The sequence below is a fragment of the Mesorhizobium sp. URHB0026 genome, assembly GCF_054059755.1.
Genome location: NZ_JBSSCN010000001.1, coordinates 3264818 through 3281556 on the forward strand (window position 1 = coordinate 3264818; position 16739 = coordinate 3281556).

General features: G+C 63.6%; 12 protein-coding genes and 1 pseudogene. 6 read left to right on the forward strand and 7 right to left on the reverse strand.

The window, feature by feature from the left end; translation table 11 throughout:
• Positions 1-55: 55 nt before the first annotated feature.
• Positions 56-376 (forward strand): annotated as a pseudogene (locus ACVWWD_RS16030) (LysR substrate-binding domain-containing protein); the annotation flags it as partial.
• A gap of 177 nt (positions 377-553) precedes the next feature.
• Here ACVWWD_RS16030 and ACVWWD_RS16035 read toward each other — a convergent pair.
• The 4 genes from ACVWWD_RS16035 to thrC are packed head-to-tail and all read right to left on the reverse strand — an operon-like array spanning position 554 to position 6759.
• Positions 554-3442, reverse strand: a complete 2889-nt coding sequence (locus ACVWWD_RS16035; protein WP_023772909.1) for an EAL domain-containing protein — start codon at positions 3440-3442, stop codon at positions 554-556.
• A 3-nt stretch (positions 3443-3445) separates the two neighbouring features.
• Entirely contained in the window at positions 3446-4042 is a 597-nt protein-coding gene (locus ACVWWD_RS16040; RefSeq protein WP_023783511.1) for a GNAT family N-acetyltransferase, read from the reverse strand.
• Between the two features lie 12 nt (positions 4043-4054).
• A complete protein-coding gene (locus tag ACVWWD_RS16045; RefSeq protein WP_352548437.1) occupies positions 4055-5347 on the reverse strand; it encodes a M16 family metallopeptidase in 1293 nt (430 codons plus the stop codon).
• A 14-nt stretch (positions 5348-5361) separates the two neighbouring features.
• Complete coding sequence (gene thrC / locus ACVWWD_RS16050) at positions 5362-6759, reverse strand: threonine synthase (protein ID WP_352548439.1); 1398 nt, start codon at positions 6757-6759, stop codon at positions 5362-5364.
• A 129-nt stretch (positions 6760-6888) separates the two neighbouring features.
• Here thrC and ACVWWD_RS16055 point away from each other — a divergent pair, with 129 nt between their 5' ends.
• Positions 6889-7620 carry a hypothetical protein gene (locus tag ACVWWD_RS16055; protein WP_023794581.1) on the forward strand — a complete coding sequence of 244 codons (732 nt, stop codon included), beginning with the start codon at positions 6889-6891 and terminating at the stop codon, positions 7618-7620.
• Positions 7621-7662: 42 nt separating this feature from the next.
• Here ACVWWD_RS16055 and ACVWWD_RS16060 read toward each other — a convergent pair whose 3' ends face one another.
• Positions 7663-8352: an HAD family hydrolase gene (locus ACVWWD_RS16060; RefSeq protein ID WP_023772904.1), complete on the reverse strand. Its 690-nt coding sequence runs from the start codon at positions 8350-8352 to the stop codon at positions 7663-7665.
• A 179-nt stretch (positions 8353-8531) separates the two neighbouring features.
• On the opposite strand from ACVWWD_RS16060, the gene ACVWWD_RS16065 reads away from it, so the two are divergent.
• A complete protein-coding gene (locus ACVWWD_RS16065; RefSeq protein ID WP_023772903.1) occupies positions 8532-9665 on the forward strand; it encodes a site-specific DNA-methyltransferase in 1134 nt (377 codons plus the stop codon).
• Positions 9666-9729: 64 nt separating this feature from the next.
• Here the strand turns inward: ACVWWD_RS16065 and ACVWWD_RS16070 are convergent, their stop codons facing one another.
• Both ACVWWD_RS16070 and mutY read right to left on the reverse strand, forming a co-directional pair.
• Complete coding sequence (locus ACVWWD_RS16070; protein WP_352548443.1) at positions 9730-10341, reverse strand: HAD family hydrolase; 612 nt, start codon at positions 10339-10341, stop codon at positions 9730-9732.
• Complete coding sequence (mutY, locus tag ACVWWD_RS16075; protein ID WP_352548445.1) at positions 10334-11488, reverse strand: A/G-specific adenine glycosylase; 1155 nt, start codon at positions 11486-11488, stop codon at positions 10334-10336. The genes ACVWWD_RS16070 and mutY overlap by 8 nt, the downstream gene beginning before the upstream one ends.
• Before the next feature lie 52 nt (positions 11489-11540).
• On the opposite strand from mutY, the gene ACVWWD_RS16080 reads away from it, so the two are divergent.
• From ACVWWD_RS16080 to smc, 3 genes are all read left to right on the forward strand, one after another.
• The gene (locus tag ACVWWD_RS16080; RefSeq protein WP_352548447.1) at positions 11541-12041 is read left to right on the forward strand and encodes a DUF721 domain-containing protein; all 501 of its coding nucleotides are present in this window, start codon (positions 11541-11543) and stop codon (positions 12039-12041) included.
• Between the two features lie 266 nt (positions 12042-12307).
• Positions 12308-13051, forward strand: coding sequence for a DsbA family protein (locus ACVWWD_RS16085; protein ID WP_352548449.1), 744 nt, complete (start codon positions 12308-12310; stop codon positions 13049-13051).
• A 123-nt stretch (positions 13052-13174) separates the two neighbouring features.
• A complete protein-coding gene (gene smc / locus ACVWWD_RS16090; protein WP_457103183.1) occupies positions 13175-16633 on the forward strand; it encodes a chromosome segregation protein SMC in 3459 nt (1152 codons plus the stop codon).
• Positions 16634-16739 lie beyond the last annotated feature (106 nt).

A 16739-nucleotide genomic window follows, 5' to 3' on the forward strand; every position in this document is an offset into this window, starting at 1 on the left:
GCGGAAAACCTTCCGGCGTGTCGCACGTGCGATCCGTTGATCGAGGGATCTCAAGGATCACCAGTGCATAGCCCTGCGTCTTCCAGGCGGTCCATCTCGGTGGGAATTCGAGTGTGCGAGAAAGTCGGTCACGATCAACGCCAGCGGCTCGCTCATAATCGACGATACTCACCTGGTGATTGAGGCGGCGCTGGCCGGCGTTGGTCTCGGTCTCGCCTATGATGAGCAAGTCGCGGAGTATATCGCGGAGCGACGGCTTGTCCGTGTCCTGGAGGAATGGACGCCGTCAATCGCAGGCTTTTTCCTGTATTATCCCAGTCGTCGGCTTCAGCCAGCGGCGCTGTCAGCATTGGTCAATGCGCTGCGACTCTCGTAACAATAGTCGCACGCGTTAGGTGTCGAGACCCTCCATCGCTTGCGTGGAAGCGGCCGGCCACGACGCGACGGGCATCTACAGCATGTCGCGGCCAATAGGATTGGCCCGACCTGCTGCAAGCTTCTGGTTTACGCATGTCATTGGTCCGGAACCGAGGACACTTCCGGGCGACATGCATTAGGCTTGCGTGAGCGGATACTGCTCCTTCAGCGTCTTCAGCACCTGGTCGCCCGGCATCGGCGCGCCGAACATGAAGCTCTGGACATATTCGCATCCCATCTGGCGCAGCTCCAGCGCATCGCGCTCGTCTGATATGCCCTCGGCGACTACCGAAAGGCCGAGCTCATGCGCCATGTTGACCATGGATTTGAGCAGCACCGTGCGTTTTGGCGTGCTGTCGTCGACGAAGCTCTTGTCGATCTTGATGGTATCGAACGGGAACCGCGTCAGATAGGCGAGCGATGAATAGCCGGTGCCGAAATCGTCCAGCGACAGGCCGATGCCGAGCTGCTTGAGCTTGGTCAGCACATGGGCCGTCTGCTCGGGATTGTCCATGACCAGCGACTCGGTCAGTTCGAGCCGGAAGCAGCGGGGCTTCAGATTGGCGCGCGCGATCACGGAACGCACGTCGCTGACCAGGTCGCGGCGGATGAGCTGGCGGCTTGACAGGTTGACCGACACCGACAGCGGCGCGTCGCCGATCTGCTTTTGCCATCCTGCCAGATCCTCGGCCGCCTGCTGCATGGCAAACAGCCCAAGCTGCACGATCAGCCCGCAGCTTTCCGCGACCGGGATGAAATCGGCCGGCGGGATCATGCCGCGGCGCGGATGGTCCCAGCGCAGCAGGGCCTCGAAGCCGGCGACGCTGCCATCCTCGAGCCGCACGATCGGCTGGTAGGCCAGGGTGAATTCGCGCCGCTCAATGGCGCGCCGCAGATCGGATTCGAACTGCAGGCGATCGGTGCCGACTGTGCGGAACGCCGGGCGGAACGGCTCGATCCTGTCGCCGCCGAAGCGCTTGGCCTGGTGCATGGCGAGCTCGGCGTCCTTGACCATGTCCTCGGCCGAGGTCTGCGCCGAGGTCCAGGTAATCAAGCCGATCGAGGCGGTCAGCACGATTTCGCGCTTGGCAAAGGTGATCGGATTGTTGATCGCATGCTTGATCGCATCGGCCACCCCGGCGATGCGGGCAGGGTCCTGCTCGGACAGCAGCATCAGGGCAAACTGGTCGCCGGCGAAGCGCGACAGCGAATCCTTCGGCTTCAACAGCCGATGCAGGCGGCGCGCTATAGTGAGCAGGATGGTGTCGCCGGCTGAAATGCCGAGCCCGTCATTGACCTGCTTGAAGCGGTCGATATCGATGACGAAGACGGTCGGCCGCACCTTCTCTTCGGTGCGAGCGATCGAAATGATTGCCTCCAGCCGGTTCATGAACAATTCGCGGTTCGGCAGGCCGGTCAGATTGTCGTGCACGGCGTCGTGCAGCAGCCGTTCCTCGGATTTCTTCTGTTCGGTGACATCGACCATGGTGCCAACGCAGCGGATCACCTCGCCGTCCGAACCGATGACAGGTCGCGCGCGCAGGGCAAACCAGTGATAGTGCCCGTCGGCGCCGCGCAGGCGGAAATTCTGTGCTACCCGGCCACGACGGTGTTCGAGAACCACGTCGAGCGTCGTGCGGAATGTGTCGCGGTCGTCGGCATGCAACACCGGCAGCCAGTTGCGCGCGGCACCGCCCAGGCTGTTGGGGGCGAGGCCGAGCTGGATGCTGACGTCGGGTTTGGTCACAACGCGGTCGCGCAGCACGTCCCAGTCCCACACCGTATCGCCCGATCCCGCGACGGCCAGCGCCTGCCGCTCGAGGTCGGAGAACAGCCCCTGATGCAGCGCACCGCCAGCAAAGGCGTGCTGCATGACGGTGAAGCCGATCAACAGGATGATCAGGATCAAGCCGCCGCCAAGTGCCGGCTGGGCGATGTCGTTGTCGAGCATGCCGGTGATCGCCATCCACGATCCGCATAGCCATAACAGCACCATGACCCAGCTGGGCACCAGCATGATCGCTCGGTCATAACCCCGAATACCGAGGAAGATGATCAAGCCCAGCCCGGTCAGTGCGGTCGCGGCGAACGAGATGCGGGCGATGCCGGCGGCGACCGCCGGATCGACGATGGCGACACCGGCGATCAAGAGCAGCCCCAGAATCCAGACCAGGGCGCCATAGCTGAAATGGCCGTGCCATCGGTTGAGGTTGAGATAGGCAAACAGGAACACCACGAAAGTCGCCGCCAGCGCCACCTCGGTGCCGGCTCGCCACATCTGCTCGTTGCCGGGCGAGATCTCGATGACCTTGTTGAGGAAGCCGAAATCGACACAGATATAGGCAAGCACCGCCCAGGCGAGGGCCGCCGTCGCCGGGAACATCGACGTCCCTTTGACCACGAACAGGATGGTCAGGAACAGCGCCAAAAGGCCGGCGATACCGATGACGATGCCGCGAAACAGCGTGTAGGAATTGACCGAATCCTTGTAGGATTCAGGATCCCAGAGGTAGACCTGCGGCAGCTTCGGCGAGGCGAGTTCGGCAATGAAGGTGATCACCGTGCCGGGGTTCAGCGTCACCCGGAACACGTCGGCGTCGGGGCTGGTCTGGCGGTCGAGCGCGAAGCCTTCGCTGGGCGTGATGGCGGCGATGCGCGTAGAACCCAGATCCGGCCAGAAGATGCCGGAATTGACCAGCCGGAAGTGCGGCGCCACGATCAGCCGATCGAGTTGCTGGTCGGTGGTGTTGGCGAGCGCGAAGACAGCCCAGTCGCCGGTCGAGCGGGCATCGTTGGCTTCGACCTCGATCCGCCGCACGATGCCGTCCGGCCCGGGCGCGGTCGACACCTGGAAGTTCTCACCCTGGTTGCGGTAGATTTCGACGGCGCGCGAAAGATCGAGCGCGACATCGTCGCGGGCGATCTTGATGGGTTCCACGGCAAAGGCCGACGAAGCCGCGCACAGCGTCAGCATCGTCGCCAGCAGAAAGGCGAACAGCGGCCCGTTTCGCAGGGAATTCGTCAAAAATCAGTCCTTCGTTCCAGCGCCCGGCGGATCGTCGGCGATCCGGGCGTAGAGGTAGTGGTCCTGCCAGATGCCGTTGATCCTGAGATAGGATCGCAGAAGTCCTTCGCGCCGGAATCCGGCTTTTTCAAGCACGCGGATCGACCTGATATTGTCGGGGATACAGGCGGCTTCGATCCGGTGCAACCTCAGTGTATCGAAGGCGAAGCGGGCCACCACCTTGACCGCGTCTGTCATCAGGCCGCGGCCGCCGAAGCGCTCGCCGATCCAGTAGCCGACATGGCCGCTTTGCGAGACGCCGTGGCGTATGTTGCCGAGCGTGATGCCGCCCGCGAGCTTGCCGCTCGATTTCTCGAAGATGAAGAAGGCGATCGCGCTTCCCTGTGCGTAGTCCTCGCGATAGCGGCTGATGCGCAGGCGCCATGCCGTGCGGTCGAGTTCGTCGGGGGTCCAGCGCGGCTCCCACGGTTCCAGGAACGCCCGGCTTTCGCCGCGCACCGCCGACCACTCGCGGTAGTCATTGGTGAGCGGCACGCGCAGCGTGACGAGGTTGCCCTTCAGTGCCGGCAGGTCACGGCGAAAGAAAGGGAGCGCGAACACGGCGCTTGGGACTTAGACGGCGAGCCTGCGGGCCGTGGTCTGCGTGCCCGGAAGCGAATCGAGGATCGCCTCGTATGGTGCCAGCGTACCCACGGGCCCGACAGCGGTAAGCGTCGGCTTGGTCGAGAACATCCGCGACGACAGGTCGGTCAGGCGCTCGATCGTCAGCGCCGCCAGGCGCTCCATCAGCTCTTCCTTCGCGATCGGCCTGCCGAAAAGGAGTAGCTGCCGCGCGATCTGCGAGGCGCGGCTGGCCGGGCTCTCGGCCGACATGATCAGCCCGGCGCGATATTGTGCGCGCGCGCGGTCGAGTTCTTCCTGCAGGATGCTCTCGCCGGCCTTCTGCAACTCGTCGATGATGACAGGCACCAGCTTGGCGATATCGCTTTGGCCCGTCGCGGCATGAACGCCGAATATGCCCGTATCGGAAAAGCCCCAGTGGAAGGCATAAACCGAGTAGCAGAGGCCGCGTTTTTCGCGGACCTCCTGGAACAGACGCGATGACATGCCGCCGCCGAGGATCATAGACAGCACCTGCGAGGCGTAGAAATCGCGCACATGGTAGGCGCGGCCCTCGAAGCCCAGCACGATCTGCGCATCCATCAGGTCGCGGTCCTCGCGGAAGTCGCCGCCGACATATTGCGCGTATTGTGGAATGGTGCTGTCGGCCTTGCTGCGGAAACCGCCGAGCCGGTTTTCGACCTCGCGCACGAACTTGTCGTGCTTGACGTCGCCTGCGGCCACGATCACCATCCGTTCGGCGCCATACTGGCGTTCGATGAAATTGTGCAACTGCTTGGAGGTGAAGGATTTTACCGTTTCGGGCGTACCCAGGATCGAGCGGCCGATGGTCTGGTGGCGAAAGGCCGTCTCGGTGAAACGGTCGAAGACGATGTCGTCGGGCGTGTCGTGCGCGGCGCCGATCTCCTGCAAGATGACGTGCTGCTCGCGCTCAAGTTCCTGCGGGTCGAATTCGGACTCCTGCAGGATGTCGGACAGGATATCGACGGCCAGCGGCATATCGTCGGAGAGCACCCTGGCGTAGTAGGATGTGGTCTCGACGCTGGTGGCCGCATTGATCTCGCCGCCGACGTCCTCGATTTCCGAGGCGATCTCGAAGGCGCTTCGCCGCTTCGTCCCCTTGAACGCCATGTGCTCGAGCAGATGGGCCATGCCGTGCTCGTCTTCGCGTTCATTGCGGGCACCCGATTTGACCCAGGCACCCAAGGCAACCGATTCGATACTTGGAAGGGTTTCGGTGGCGACTGTCAGGCCGTTCGACAGACGGCTTACCTCAACACCCATATGGCTCGTACTCCCTAACGCGCCGCCCGCGCGCGGCGACTGACGTAATCTTCCACCATTTTGAGGTCGGATGGAAGTACCGTGTATTTTTCCTCGAATGTCATCAATCCCCCTAACCATGCGGGCAGGGCGGGCGAGACACCGCTGGCGGCTTCCACTGCGGCCGGGAATTTCGCCGGATGGGCGGTGCCGAGCACCACCATCGGCACGGCGCCGGCAGCCCTGGCCGTCGCCACATGCATGGCTGCCGCCGTATGTGGATCGAGCAGGTAGTTGCTGTTTGCCAGCGTCGAGCGGATGGTGGCGGCGACCTCGTCCATATCGGCGCGGCCGGCGTCGAATTCGGTTCGCATACCGGCGATTTCCGCGGCTTCGATGGTGAAGGCGCCCGATTGTTTGAGGCCGGCCATGTAGCGCCGCACCGTTGCGGCGTCGCGGTTTGACGCCTCGAAAAGCAGGCGTTCGAAGTTCGACGAAACCTGGATGTCCATCGACGGCGAGGTGGTCGCAAAGACCCCTTTGGTCCGGTATTCGCCGGTCGCGAAGGTGCGTGCCAATATGTCGTTATCGTTGGTGGCGATGACCAGCCGGTCGATCGGCAGGCCCATCTTCTTGGCGGCGTAGCCGGCGAAGATATCGCCGAAATTGCCGGTCGGCACGGTGAAGGACACCGGCCTGTCCGGTGCGCCGAGCGACAATGCCGAGGAGAAATAATAGACGATCTGGGCCATGATGCGCGCCCAGTTGATCGAATTGACCCCCGATAGCGACACCTGGTCGCGGAAGCCGTGATCGTTGAACATGTCCTTCAGCAGGCCCTGACAGTCGTCGAAATTGCCTTCGATCGCCAGCGCATGGACATTTTCAGCCTTCGACGTCGTCATCTGCCGCTGCTGCACCGGCGAGACGCGGCCATGCGGAAAAAGGATGAAGATGTCGGTGCGGCTGCGCCTGGCAAAGGCGTCTATGGCCGCGCCACCGGTATCGCCCGAGGTGGCGCCGACGATGGTGGCGTGCTGGTCGCGTTCGGCAAGCACATGGTCCATCAGCCGGGCAAGCAACTGCATCGCCACGTCCTTGAACGCCAATGTCGGTCCGTGAAAGAGTTCGAGGACAAAAGTGTTGGCACCGGTCTGCACCAGCGGGCAGACGGCCTCATGGCGGAAGGTGGCATAGGCTTCGCGGACCAGGCGCTCGAAGACCGGCGCGGCGATCTCGCCGCCGAGGAACGGCGTCAGCACGCGCATTGCGAGGTCTGGATACGCTAGGCCGCGCATGGCTCGAATCTCGGATGGAGAGAAATGCGGCCATTCGCGCGGTACATAGAGCCCGCCATCGCGCGCCAGGCCGGCCAGGACGGCGTCGGAAAATCCAAGCGCGGGCGCTTCGCCGCGGGTACTCACATAATGCATGTCACAGATCCGTTTGCCGCCTGTTTGTCCGTTCACCACAAGGTGGTTAATTTCTGCACCGGCTCTAGTCGCATTTTTGCCGCGCGGTTGATATACGTCACCAGCTTTGCGAGAGGGAAGTGCGGTTTCATGGCGTTTCGTATATCAAGTGGTCGCTTTTTGGCGGGTCTTGCGCTCACGGGCTTTATGCTTGCCGCCGCGGGCTGCCAATCAGGCGACAATGGCATCCTGAACCTCGGTTTCGGCAAGAAGGATCCGACGGCGCCACCGCCGCCCCAGGACCCCAAGGTGTTGGCCAGCCAGCTGAACGCCTATTGCCCAAGGGTGACGGTGCGCGACGGCACGGCCTTCTTCAATACCTATGTCAACGAGGTCAAGAAGCCCAAGCCGAAGCTTAAGAAGACCGGCGATGCCGCTGCGGATGCCGCGGCTCAGGCCGCCGCCGAAGCTGCTGCTGCTACGCCGCCCGACGATTCGGCGAGGATCATTTATCAGGCGTCGATCAGCGACGTGACCCGCGATTGCAGCCGTGCCGACGGACAACTGACGATGAAGATCGCGGTGGCCGGCAAGATCGTCCCAGGACCGAAGTTCACGCCCGGCACCATCACCATGCCGATCCGCACCGCGGTCATGCACGGCACCGACGTGCTTTATTCGCAGATCCACCAGTATCAGGTTCAGGTAACCGATCCCTCGGTCGCGACCCAGTTTGTCTTCACCGATACCAATGTCGTCGTCCCGGCGCCGACGGCGGCCGACTACCAGGCCTATGCCGGTTACGACGAAACCGCGCCGAAGGCCACGACCGACAAGCCGAGGAAGAAGACCCACAGGAAGAAGACGGTCGCGACGAACTAGGCGGCTGTCGACCTAGCGTGCGTCCGGTCGGACGCATGCATCTCAGGCATCCGCCGACCACTCCGATAGAGCGGCAATGACGCTCTTCAGTTCCGCCCAGCGGCGGATCACCGTCTCGGCGCCGGCCTCTGTCAAGGCATCGGCATGGCCGGGATAGCTGTGGCTGGCGCCCGTAAAACCGATCACGCGCATGCCGGCGGCCTTGGCGCCGGTGACGCCGTGCACGGAATCCTCGATGACGAAGGTGTTCGCTGGGTTGGCGTCGAGCTTTTCGGCGGCATGTAGGAACACGTCTGGAGACGGCTTGGTCTTTCCGGTCGGCGTTTCCATCGCCGAGAAGATGCGGCCGGCGAAGAACGGCAACAGATGCACTTTCTCTAGCATGAACTCGATCCGCTCCGAACGTGAGTTGGAGCAGATGCAGCGTTGCGACGTGACCGAGGCGACCGCTTCGCGAACGCCTTCGATGGCGCGCACGTCGCTGCGCAGTTTGCGGTCGACCAGTTCCTCGGCGCGATCGATCAGCGACACCTGGAACGGGATTTTGGACTTCTCCTCGATTCGTATCAGTATGTCCTTGAAGGTCAGGCCGGCATAGGTCTCGGCAATCTCCTCCGCCGAGATTTCGTATCCGGCCAGGGTTATCAGTTCCGCTTCGACCCGCGCGGCGATGATTTCGGAATCGACGAGCACGCCGTCGCAATCGAAGATGACAAGGTCTGGCTGGGGCATGGTGATCCGGACGAGGGAGGGTGGAGGAATGGCCGCTCAGGGCCCAAGCGGCGCGGCATACACCAATGGACACGGCTTCGCAAACTCCTCCACGGCATCGATAAAGCTTCACCGAATATTTACGCTGATCGGTAACCATAACGGGCAGTAAACAGTAACGCGTGCCTTGGGTGTACAAAATGTCAGCCGTGCGTCTTCTCGACGAGCTCTCCCACGCTCCCCAGCAATCCGAATGGCTGGACACGATCCTGAAAGGCGACTGCGTCGCGGCGCTCGACCGCCTGCCGGAAAAGTCGATCGACACTATCTTCGCCGATCCGCCCTACAATCTGCAGCTCGACGGCGACCTGCACCGTCCCGACCAGTCCAAGGTCGATGCGGTCGACGACGACTGGGACCAGTTCGAGAGCTTCGAAGCCTATGACGCCTTCACCCGCGCCTGGCTGCTGGCGGCACGCCGCGTGCTGAAGCCCCACGGCACCATCTGGGTCATTGGCTCCTATCACAACATCTTCCGCGTCGGCGCCAAGATGCAGGATCTCGGCTTCTGGATTCTCAACGACGTGGTCTGGCGCAAGACCAATCCGATGCCGAATTTTCGTGGCCGCCGCTTCCAGAACGCGCATGAGACGATGATCTGGGCTTCGCGTGACCAGAAGGGCAAGGGCTATACCTTCAACTACGAAGCGCTGAAGGCGTCGAACGATGACATCCAGATGCGCTCCGACTGGCTGTTCCCGATCTGCACCGGCGGCGAGCGCCTGAAGAACGAGAATGGCGACAAGCTGCATCCGACCCAAAAGCCCGAGGCGCTGCTTGCCCGCATCATGATGGCCTCGACCAAGCCGGGGGACGTCGTGCTCGACCCGTTCTTCGGCTCCGGCACGACAGGCGCGGTTGCCAAGCGCCTCGGTCGTCACTTCGTCGGCATCGAGCGCGAGCAGGCCTATATCGACGCCGCCAATGAGCGCATCGATGCCGTGCGGCCACTCGACGAAGCGGATCTCACCGTGCTTACCGGCAAGCGCGCCGAGCCGCGCGTCGCGTTCGTCAGCCTGATCGACACCGGGCTGATGACGCCCGGCGCCACGCTCTATGACGCCAAGAAGCGCTGGGCCGCCAGGGTTCGCGCCGATGGGACCGTCGCGATCGGCGACAGCGCCGGCTCGATCCACAAGATCGGCGCCGAGGTGCAGGGACTGGACGCCTGCAACGGATGGACCTTCTGGCATTATGAGCGCAGCGGCGGGCTTACCCCCATCGACGAACTGCGCCGCATCGCCCGGCTTGGCATGGAACGGGCAGGTGGCTGAGCCCTGCAACCTGCCTCATATTTGCTGGTTCAAAGTCTCAACGGGTCGCCGCAAGCGATGGAGATCACGCCCTGATCCCCAATCGCTCAAGGTCTGCTTTAAGCGTGCTGGCATCGGTGAACAGCACCGCTTGCCAGCCCGCGGCCTTGGCGCCGTCGACATTTTTCTGGCTGTCGTCGATGAACAGCGTCGCCGACGGGTCGAGGCCGAACGCGGCCACGTGGTGATCGTAGATGCCACGATCCGGTTTGATCTTGCCGATCTCGCCCGAGATGGTGACGCCGCGCGGACGGTCGAGAAAATCGAAACGTTCGCGCGCTTCGGCCAGCGTGTCGGAAGCAAAGTTGGTCAGCATCGTCACATCGTGGCCGCTGTCGATCAGGCCAAGCATGATGGCGACACTGTCGTCATAAGCATGCGGAACCATCTCGTGCCAGTGGCGGCGGAAATTGCGGATGTTTTCGGCGTGCTCGGGGTGCGCAGCGATCAACAGCGCTTCGGCCTCTTCCCACGTCCGGCCGCGATCCTGCTCTATGTTCCAGTCATGCGTGCAGATATTGTCGAAGAACCACTTTCTCTCTTCGTCGTCGGGAATGAGGCGGCTGAACGGAATGTTCGGATCGTAATGGATCAGCACCTTGCCGATGTCGAACACGATGTGGCGGATTTCAGTCATGGGGCCTCTTCGCACTCAATGGCGACGGTTTTTTCGTCGCGCCGGGTATCGCAGCCTCGATTGCCTTTTTCATGACGGTGGGCAGCGCCTCGCCTGAAATCTCATGGGCGGGCGACCAGAAATGTCCTGCCGGGGCATCACCTTCGATGTGAGCGCGAAAGACTTCGAGTTCGAGCGTGAAATGGGTGAACACATGCGCGACTGTCCCGGCGCGCCGCCAGTCGCCGGGAAAGGGCGCTGCCGCCTCTGTGGTCGCTCCGTCCACCCGAGCTGTCCAGGCGGTGGTCGGCACTTCCGTCATGCCGCCGAGCAGCCCTTTCTCAGGCCGCTTGCGCAAAAGAATGGCACCGTCGTCACCCATGGCAACGAAAGCAGCGCCGCGCCGCAACGGCTTTTCGGCCTTTGGCGGCCGCACAGGGAAATTCTCGGGATCTCCTGAAACAACGGCGCTGCAGTCCTCGCGCAACGGGCACAGCATGCAGCGCGGCCGGCGCGGCGTGCAGATCGTGGCGCCGAGATCCATCATGGCCTGGGCGAAGTCGCCGGGCCTTGTCGCCGGCACCATGCGCTCGACATGAACCCGTATCTCGGCCTTGGCTTCGCTGAGCGGCGTCGTGATCGAAAACAGCCGTGAGATTACGCGTTCGACATTGCCGTCGACAACGGCGGCGTGGCGGTCGAAGGCGATGGCCGTTATTGCCGCCGATGTATAGGCGCCGATCCCCGGCAATTCTCGAAGTCCGGTTTCGGTGTCTGGAAACCGGCCGCCGCGCGCCGCCACCAGATCGGCGCAGGCCTTGAGGTTGCGGGCGCGGGAGTAGTAGCCGAGCCCCGCCCAGGCTTTCATTACATCCTCCGTCGGCGCCGCGGCCAGCGCTTCGACATCGGGCCATTTCTCGATAAAGGCGAGGAAATACGATTTCACCGCCTCGACGGTGGTCTGCTGCAGCATCACCTCGGACAACCAGATACGGTAGGGGTCGGGCCGCACACCGCGCGCATGCTCGCGCGGTGTCACGCGCCACGGCAAGTCGCGATGATGCGCGTCATACCAGGCGAGCAGGCGCAACGCCGTATCATCCGAGATGGCCTTGCTGGTCTGGGCCTTGCTGGTGTGGGCCTTGCGGGTCTGGTCTGCTGGTGCCATTGATCTTTGCGTTGGCCTGGCGGTATCTGCTGGGTCGTGCTGGAGAACGCACATGGCAGGGAAAAGGCGCTTCGGCAATCCCGTTCCGGTGAGCGATCTCGCCACCGACATCCTCGACCCGGTGCTGCGCAAGCGGGCAGGCATCTCGATCGGTCTGGTCCAGTCATGGGAAGAGATTGCCGGACCGCGCCTGGCCATCCACTCGCGGCCCGAAAAAATCCAGTGGCCGCGCCGCCTGCACGAGGATGATCCGTTCGAGCCGGCCGTACTGGTCATCGCCTGCGAAGGCATGGCCGCGCTTCATCTGCAGCACGAGACCGGCGAGATCATAAACCGGGTGAACGCCTTCCTGGGTTTCAGGGCGATAGGTCGCATCAGGATCGTGCAGAAGCCGATAAGCTCGGGAAGAGCCCGGCCCAAACCCGCCCTCAGGGCGTTAAGCGCGGCCGAAAAGGCGAAATTGTCCGATACTGTCGGGCTGATCGAGGATGACGGGCTGCGCGCCTCGTTGGAACGGCTGGGCGCGACTATTCTGGGCGCAAGGAAAGCCTAGACGGCTGCAATGACACTGGGGACGATCCCGGGGCCGTCTGGCCAAGGGCGAAGTGGAACGGTTACAGCCGCCCCGGTCGGCCCAAATGGAGACAACCCTTGGTTCTAACTGGAAACGGTCATAGGTTTGTCGTTAATCTCGCGCATTCGTGATCGCGCTTGTCAGGTTTCGCGATTGGATTGGGGACAGGTATGCCTTAATTCGCGCCAACTCTCGCCTTTTCGTGCCTTTGCATTGCAAAATCCAACCCTAATCAGGTGATTCGTATGAGCCGTCCCCCGTTTGGCCAAAGCTTCTCTCGCAGAAACGTCCTGACATCGCTGGCCGCGATCCCGGCGGTGGCCCTGCTCGCCGCCTGCAGTGATTCCGGCGAAGAGGCGAAGGCTGCGGACGTCAAACCCGCGAACCCCGCAACGCCCGCAAAGCCGGCCACGCCCGCCGCGGTCCAGGTGCCGGAAGAGCAGGGCAACGTCGACATGACCGAACTGATGAAGCCGGGCGCGCTGCCCGACAAGCAGCTCGGCAAGGATGACGCCAAGGTCACCATCGTCGAATACGCCTCGATGACTTGCCCGCACTGCGCGCATTTCGCCGAGACCACCTTTCCGGATTTGAAGACTAAGTACATCGATACCGGCAAGGCGCGCTACATCCTGCGCGAATTCCCATTCGATCCGAGCGCCGAAGCCGGTTTCATGCTGGCGCGTTGCGCCAAGGATAATTATTTCCCGATGGTCGACGTGCTGTTCAGGCAGCAGGCGAACTGGGTCGGCGTGTCGAACACCAAGGAAGCGCTGCTGCAAATGTCCAAGCTTGCCGGTTTTACACAGGAGTCCTTCGAGGCCTGCTTGACGGACCAGAAACTTCTGGACGATGTGAGATCGGTCCAGAAGCGTGGCGCCAATGAATTCAAGGTCGACTCGACGCCGACCTTCTTCATCAACGGTAAGACCTACAAAGGGGCGATGTCGATTGAGGAAATGTCGGCCATCATCGACCCTCTGCTCTGACATCGGCTCAGTGCTGAAGCGGCAGCGCTCCGGCGCTGCTTGCCTCTTTATCCGTTCGCACGCTCCGCGCCGTATCGCAAAACCTCGGTACACTCTTGCCGAACCGGTGTATGAGGCGCGCGAATGAAGTTTTCGCGCCTCCGCCTCCTTGGTTTCAAGTCCTTCGTCGAACCCGGCGAGTTCGTCATCGAACGCGGCCTGACCGGCATTGTCGGGCCGAACGGCTGCGGCAAGTCGAACCTGGTCGAGGCGCTACGCTGGGTGATGGGCGAAAGCTCCTACAAGAACATGCGCGCGTCCGGCATGGACGACGTCATCTTTTCCGGCTCGGGAACCCGTCCCGCCCGCAACACCGCCGAAGTCACGCTTTTCCTTGACAACAGCGACCGCTCGGCTCCATCCGCCTTCAACGATGCCGACGAACTGCAGGTGTCGCGCCGCATCGAGCGCGAGGCGGGCTCGCTCTACCGCATCAACGGCAAGGAAGCGCGCGCCAAGGACGTGCAGCTTCTGTTCGCCGACCAGTCGACCGGCGCGCGCTCGCCCTCGATGGTCGGGCAAGGCCGTATCGGCGAGCTGATTCAGGCCAAGCCGCAGGCCCGTCGCGCCTTGCTCGAAGAAGCCGCCGGTATTTCCGGCCTGCACACCCGTCGCCACGAGGCGGAACTGCGGCTTAAGGCGGCCGAGCAGAACCTCGAACGGCTGGACGATGTCGTAGGCGAGCTGGAAAGCCAGATCGAAAGCCTCAAGCGCCAGGCGCGCCAGGCGTCGCGCTTCAAGAACCTGTCGGCCGACATCCGCAAGGCGGAAGCAACGCTCTTGCACCTGCGCTGGACGCTGGCCAAGACACAGGAAGGCGAGGCGCGTTCGGCGCTGGCTACGGCCACGGCGCTCGTCGGCGAGCGCGCCGCCACGCAGATGAACGCGGCCAAGGAGCAAGGCATCTCCGCCCATCGCTTGCCTGACCTGCGCGACGCGGAAGCCGCGGCTGCCGCGGCTTTCCAGCGCCTGTCGATCGCCAGGTCGCAGATCGAGGAAGAAGCTGGCCGTATCCGCAACCGGCAGGCCGAACTCGAACGCCGGCTGCAGCAGCTCGACGGCGACATTGCCCGCGAAGAACGGATGGTGCGCGACAATGCCGACGTTCTCGAGCGCCTGCGTGCGGAAGAGGCCGCGCTGAATTCCGAAAACGCCGGCGCCGCCGAGCGCGAGGCCACCACCCGCGCGGTGTTCGAACAGGCCGCCTCGACGCTTGCTCAAAGCGAGGCCAAACTTGCCGCGCTGACCGCCGAGCGCGCCGAGGCCGCCGCCTCGCGCCACCAGATCGAACGGACTTTGCGCGAAACCGCGGAGCGGCGTGACCGGTTCTCCCGCCAACTCGGTGACGTCGACCGCGAATTATCGGACATCCTCTCCAAGGTCGCCGGCTTACCGGATCCGGCCGAGAAGCAGGTTCTGGTCGAGCAGGCGATGGCGTTGCTGGAGGAGTCCGAGGCAGCGGTGGAGCAGGCTGAACAGTCGGTCACCGACGGCCGTGGCGCTGAAAGCGCTGCCCGCCCGCCGCTTCAGGACGCCAAGGCCGAGCTCGCGCGGATCGAGACCGAAGCGCGCACGCTGGCCAAGATCCTGAACGCGGCCAGTGGCGACCTCTTCCCTTCGGTGCTGGAGCAGATCAGCGTCGAGCGTGGCTTCGAGACGGCGCTGGGGGCCGCCCTTGGTGAAGACCTTGACGTGCCGCTCGACCGCAGCGCACCGGCGCATTGGGGCGAAAGCGAAATCCAGCCCGGCGATGCCGCGCTTCCGGAAGGGATCAAGAGCCTTGCCAGCGTGGTTAGCGCGCCGGCGCAACTAGCCCGACGTCTTGCGCAGATTGGCATCGTCGAGGCCACTGACGGTCGCCGGTTGCAGGGGCTTCTGGCTCCAGGCCAGCGCCTGGTCAGCCGCCAGGGTGCGCTGTGGCGCTGGGACGGTCTGACCGCCAGCGCCGATGCACCGACCGCCGCGGCACAAAGGCTGGCACAGAAGAACCGGCTTGCCGAACTCGATGCCGAAGCGGTGCAGGCGACGCTTGTGCTGCGCCAAGCCGAGGAAGCGCTAGCGCAAGCCGAGCAGGCGCTCCGCCAGGCAAGCGAAGCCGAACGGAACACGCGCCAGGCGGGACGTGAGGCCCAGCATCGGCTGGACGCCGCTCGCAATGTGCTGGCCGACGCCGAAAGGGCCGGCGGTGAACTATCGAGTCGGCGTGCCGCGCTGGACGAGGCGCGCGCCCGCATCGTCGACAGCCATGAGGAGACGTCAGCGGCTTTCGTCGAGGCTAAGATGCTGCTGCAGGACGCGCCCGATCTCGGCGACCTGCAATTCCAGCTCGAACAGTCCTCGGCCAATGTCTCGCGCGACCGCGCCGCGCTTGCCGATGCGCGCGCCGTCCATGAGGGCTTGCGGCGAGAAGCCGAGGCACGCACACGCCGGCTTGATGCCATAGGTGCCGAACGCAGCAACTGGCTGGTGCGCGCCGAAAACGCCTCGACGCAGATCGCATCGCTCGCCGAACGCAAGGCAGAGGCCGAGGCCGAGCGCGAACGGCTGGCCGATGCGCCTGACGAGATCGACGCCAAGCGGCGTGCGCTGCTGTCGCAGCTCACCGAGGCCGAAACCTTGCGCAAGGCGGCAGCGGACCGGTTGCAGGAGGCGGAGAACAGGCAGGCCGAACTGGACAAGGCGGCCACATCAGCCATCCAGTCGCTGGCCGAAGCGCGCGAAACCCGCGCCCGCGCCGAGGAACGGCTGACGGCGGCCGACGAACGCCGGCTGGAGATCGAGGCGCGCATCCAGGAAACGTTGAACACGCCGCCGCATCTGGTCATCCGCCACACCGGCCTGGAAGCCGACGATCCGATGCCCGAAATGCCCGAGATCGAGCGCCAGTTGGATCGGCTGAAGGTCGAGCGCGAGCGGCTCGGCGCCGTCAATCTGCGCGCCGAGGAAGAGCAGAGGGAGCTTTCCGAGCGCCTGGAGGCGATCGTTTCCGAGCGCGAGGACATTATCGAAGCGATCCGCAAACTCAGGCAAGCGATCCAGAGCCTCAATCGTGAGGGCCGCGAACGGCTGCTGGCCGCCTTCGATGTCGTCAACGGCCACTTTCAGCGACTGTTCTCGCATCTGTTCGGTGGCGGCACGGCGGAATTGCAGCTGATCGAATCCGAGGATCCGCTGGAGGCGGGCTTGGAGATTCTTGCCCGACCGCCCGGCAAGAAGCCGCAGACAATGACGCTGCTGTCGGGCGGAGAGCAGGCGCTGACGGCGATGTCGCTGATCTTCGCCGTCTTCCTGACCAACCCGGCACCGATCTGCGTGCTCGACGAAGTAGATGCGCCGCTCGATGATCACAATGTCGAGCGCTTCTGCAACCTCATGGACGAGATGGCCAAGACCACCGAGACGCGTTTCGTCATCATCACCCACAATCCCATCACCATGGCCCGCATGGACCGGCTGTTCGGCGTGACCATGGCCGAGCAGGGCGTCAGCCAGCTTGTCTCTGTCGATTTGCAGGCGGCAGAGGCGATGCGCGAGGCGAGTTGACGCGTCCGACCGCTATCGCGAGTTGAAGCTTCCGGCCGTCATCGGCGGACCGCTTTGTTTTCTGATCGCGTCTGTGGGAATGGTGTTTGGCCGAGGCCCAGACGAA

What these genes read in the sequence shown, in the direction of transcription:
- ACVWWD_RS16070 (WP_352548443.1), bottom strand. Translation starts at nt 10,341, where the DNA reads ATGACTGAAATCCGCCACATCGTGTTCGACATCGGCAAGGTGCTGATC.
- smc (WP_457103183.1), top strand. Translation starts at nt 13,175, where the DNA reads ATGAAGTTTTCGCGCCTCCGCCTCCTTGGTTTCAAGTCCTTCGTCGAA.
- thrC (WP_352548439.1), bottom strand. Translation starts at nt 6,759, where the DNA reads ATGCATTATGTGAGTACCCGCGGCGAAGCGCCCGCGCTTGGATTTTCC.
- ACVWWD_RS16080 (WP_352548447.1), top strand. Translation starts at nt 11,541, where the DNA reads ATGGCAGGGAAAAGGCGCTTCGGCAATCCCGTTCCGGTGAGCGATCTC.
- ACVWWD_RS16055 (WP_023794581.1), top strand. Translation starts at nt 6,889, where the DNA reads ATGGCGTTTCGTATATCAAGTGGTCGCTTTTTGGCGGGTCTTGCGCTC.
- ACVWWD_RS16065 (WP_023772903.1), top strand. Translation starts at nt 8,532, where the DNA reads ATGTCAGCCGTGCGTCTTCTCGACGAGCTCTCCCACGCTCCCCAGCAA.
- ACVWWD_RS16060 (WP_023772904.1), bottom strand. Translation starts at nt 8,352, where the DNA reads ATGCCCCAGCCAGACCTTGTCATCTTCGATTGCGACGGCGTGCTCGTC.
- mutY (WP_352548445.1), bottom strand. Translation starts at nt 11,488, where the DNA reads ATGGCACCAGCAGACCAGACCCGCAAGGCCCACACCAGCAAGGCCCAG.
- ACVWWD_RS16085 (WP_352548449.1), top strand. Translation starts at nt 12,308, where the DNA reads ATGAGCCGTCCCCCGTTTGGCCAAAGCTTCTCTCGCAGAAACGTCCTG.
- ACVWWD_RS16045 (WP_352548437.1), bottom strand. Translation starts at nt 5,347, where the DNA reads ATGGGTGTTGAGGTAAGCCGTCTGTCGAACGGCCTGACAGTCGCCACC.